Annotated in this window: 1 protein-coding gene; it reads right to left on the reverse strand. The window is 76.1% G+C overall.

Annotation, left to right across the window (positions count from 1 at the left end):
• Positions 1 to 3266, reverse strand: a 3266-nt coding sequence (locus ACIQVT_RS34695) for a condensation domain-containing protein (RefSeq protein ID WP_403763768.1), incomplete at both ends; no start/stop codon positions are given.

Genomic DNA, 3266 nt, shown 5'->3' on the forward strand with positions numbered 1-3266 from the left:
AGCACCCCCAGCACACCCGCCACGAACGGCACCCCCGGATCGGCGAGCACCGCCACCACCGCACCCGTCCCCACCCCGGCCGCCGACAGCCGAGCCGAGAGGGCACCGGCGCGTTCGACGAGTTCGCCGTAGGTGACCCGGTCGTCGGCGTCGGTCACGGCGACGGTGTCGGGGACGCGGGCGGCGACGGCGCGGACCCGTTCCACGACACCGAGGCTCTCCTCGGGCAGGGCGGAGTCCCAGGAGCCGAGCACGCCACCGAGCTCGCCGGGCTGCCCGGGACGGCCGAGGACGGCCGGGGCGGTGACGTCGACGTGGGCGAGCGGCAGGTCTCCGCCGTCGGCGACCGTCCGCAGCAGATGCCGGACCATGACGGCGATCCGCTCGACCTCGGCCCCGGTGAACAGGTCGGGCGCGTAGTCGAAGCGCAGGGTCAGGGTGTCACCGGGGAACACCGCCATGCTGAGCGGGTGGTGGCGGGCGTCCCGGGCCTCGGTGCGCAGCACCCGGGGGCCGTCCGCGCCGGTGACCTGGTCGGCGGCGTCCAGGGGGAAGTTCTCGAAGAGGACGACGGTGTCGAAGACCTCGCCGGTCAGGCCCGCGGCCCGGTGGATCTCGGCGAGCCCGAGGTGCTCGTGCGGCAGCAGCGCCGTCTGCCGGTCCTGGAGGGTGCGCAGGAGTCCGGCGAGGGACGTGTCGGGGTGCAGCCGGACCCGTACGGGCACGGTGGTGAGGAACATGCCGATCATCGACTCGACGCCGGGGACCTCGGCGGGCCGGCCGGAGGTGACGGCGCCGAAGACGACGTCCTGGCGACCGGTGAGCCGGCCGAGCAACAGCGCCCAGCAGCCCTGGAGCACGGTGTTGAGGGTCAGCCCGCGGGCGCGGGCCCAGCCGGTGAGGGCCTCGGTCAGCTCGCCGGGCAGGTCGACCCGCAGGGAGTCGGGCAGCACCGGCGTCCGGTCGGGGTCGGCGTCCGCGAGGAGGGTCGGCCCGTCGAGACCGGCGAGCGCCTCCCGCCAGGCGGCGCGGGCGGCGTCACCGTCCTGCCGGGCCAGCCAGGCGAGGTAGGAGCGGTAGGGGACGGGGGCGGGCAGCGCGGTGCCGTCGGCACCGGACCGGCCGAGCGCGAACAGCTCCCGCACCAGCAACGGCATCGACCAGCCGTCGACCAGGATGTGGTGGCTCGTCCACACGAACCGGTGGCGTCCCTCGCCGTGGGTGACGAGGGTGAACCGCAGCAGCGGCGGACGGTCCAGGGCGAAGCGGTGGCCGCGCTCGGCCTCGGTGATGCGGTCGGTCTCGGCGGCCCGCTCCGCTTCCGGCAGGTCGCGCAGGTCGATCTCCTGCCAGGGCAGTTCCGCCCGCTCCGGCACGAGCTGTACGGGGGCGCCGGCGGGCCGGGCCCGGAAGGAGGCGCGCAGGTTGGGGTGCCGGTCCAGGAGCGCCTGGCCGGCGGCGCGCAGGGCCGCCGGGTCGAGGTCGCCCTCGATGTCGGCGACGATCTGGAGGGTGTAGACGTCGGTGCCGCCGTCGGCCGCCGTGTCGTAGTCGGCGTGGAAGAGCATGCCCTGCTGGAGCGGGGTGAGGGGCAGGACGTCGACCAGGCGGCCGCCGACGGCGGCGAGTTCGGCCTCGTACGCCTCGATCTCGTCCTGGTCCAGGCCGGCCAGCGGCACGTCGCCCGGGGTGAGGCCGCCCGCGCCGGGGGCGTGCCGGCCGAGCAGCTCCAGGGCCCGGAACCAGGTCTCGGCGAGGTCCCGTACGTCCTCCTCGGCGACCGCGGTCCCGGCCCACGCCCAGTTGGCGATGAGGTGCGGCCCGTCGGGGCGGTCCTCGGTGGCCGGGGTGACGTCGATCAGGTGCGGCAGCGGCATGCCGGGGTGGGCTCCGGTGCCGACGACACCGTCACCGCCGACGGGCTGCCACGGCCGGTCCTCGCGGGCGTCGAAGCGGCCCATGTAGTTGAAGCCGATCTGGGGGCGCGGGTGCCGGGCGAGGATCCGGGCGGCGTGCGGGTTGAGATGGCGCAGCAGGCCGAAGCCGACACCGCGGCCGGGCAGGGCGTGCAGCTGCTCCTTGATCCGCTTCAGGACGCCGGCGAGGGCGGGGCCGCCGGCCCACAGCTCCTCCCAGTCGGGGTCGCCGACGTCGAGGCGGACCGGGAAGGCGCTGGTGAACCAGCCGACGGTACGGGACAGGTCCAGGTCGTCGGCGAGCTGCTCGCGGCCGTGTCCCTCCAGCTCGATCAGGGTCTGCGCGTGCTCGGCGTGGCCCTGCCGGCGGCGCCGGTCCGCGACGGCGACGGCGAGCCCGGTGAGCAGCACGTCGTTGATCTCGGCGTGGAAGGCGGCGGGCACCTCGGTCAGCAGCGGCGCGGTGACCGCGGGGCCAAGTTCCAGACGGAGGGTGCGCTGGGTGGCGTGCACGTCCCGGGTGGGGTCCGGGCGGCGGGTGCCCACCAGCGGGTCGGGTCCTTCCAGCTGGCGCTGCCAGACGGCGAGTTCGGCGCCGCGCACCTGGGTGCGGGCCTGGTCGGCGAGGAGCGCGGACCAGGCGCGGTACGAGGTGCCGACCGGGTCGAGTGCCGGGGCGCGGCCCTCGGCGAGGGCCTGGTAGGCGGCTTCGAGGTCGGGCAGCAGGACGCGCCAGGACACGCCGTCCACGACGAGGTGGTGGGCGCACAGCACCAGCCGGCCGGTGTCCGCTCCGGGCCGGGCGGCGAGCAGGACGGCCTGGATCATGACGGCGCGGGCCGGGTCGAGCCGGGCGCGGGCGGCCGCGGCCTGCCGTTCGGCGCGGGCCGCCTCGTCCGTGCCGTCCGGTTCGGCGTTGAGGGCCAGCGGCACGCCGGCAAGGGCGCCGGACGGCAGGACCTCCGTGTGCCACAGGCCCGGTGCCGGTTCGGTGGCCCGGGTGCGCAGGGCGTCGTGGTGGTCGGCGACGGCGTGCAGGGCGGCATCGAGCAGGACGGCGTCGAGCCCGGCGGGGACGCTGACGACGATGTGCTGGCTGTACTCGGCGACGGGCCCGGTCAGCGTGCCGGTCTCCTCGTGCAGCTGGGCCATGATCGGCGTGAGTTCGTACGGCCCGACCCCGTCGTCCTCGGCCGCCGGCGCGGTCCGGTCCAGGCTGCCGGCGGCCCGGGCGAGGTCGGTGACCGTCTTGTGCTCGAAGACGTCGCGGGTGGTCAGGGCGAGGCCGGCGGCGCGGGCCCGGCTGACCAGTTGGATCGAGCGGATGCTGTCGCCGCCGAGCGCGAAGAA

This window comes from Streptomyces sp. NPDC100445 (assembly GCF_044759735.1).
Lineage (GTDB): Bacteria > Actinomycetota > Actinomycetes > Streptomycetales > Streptomycetaceae > Streptomyces.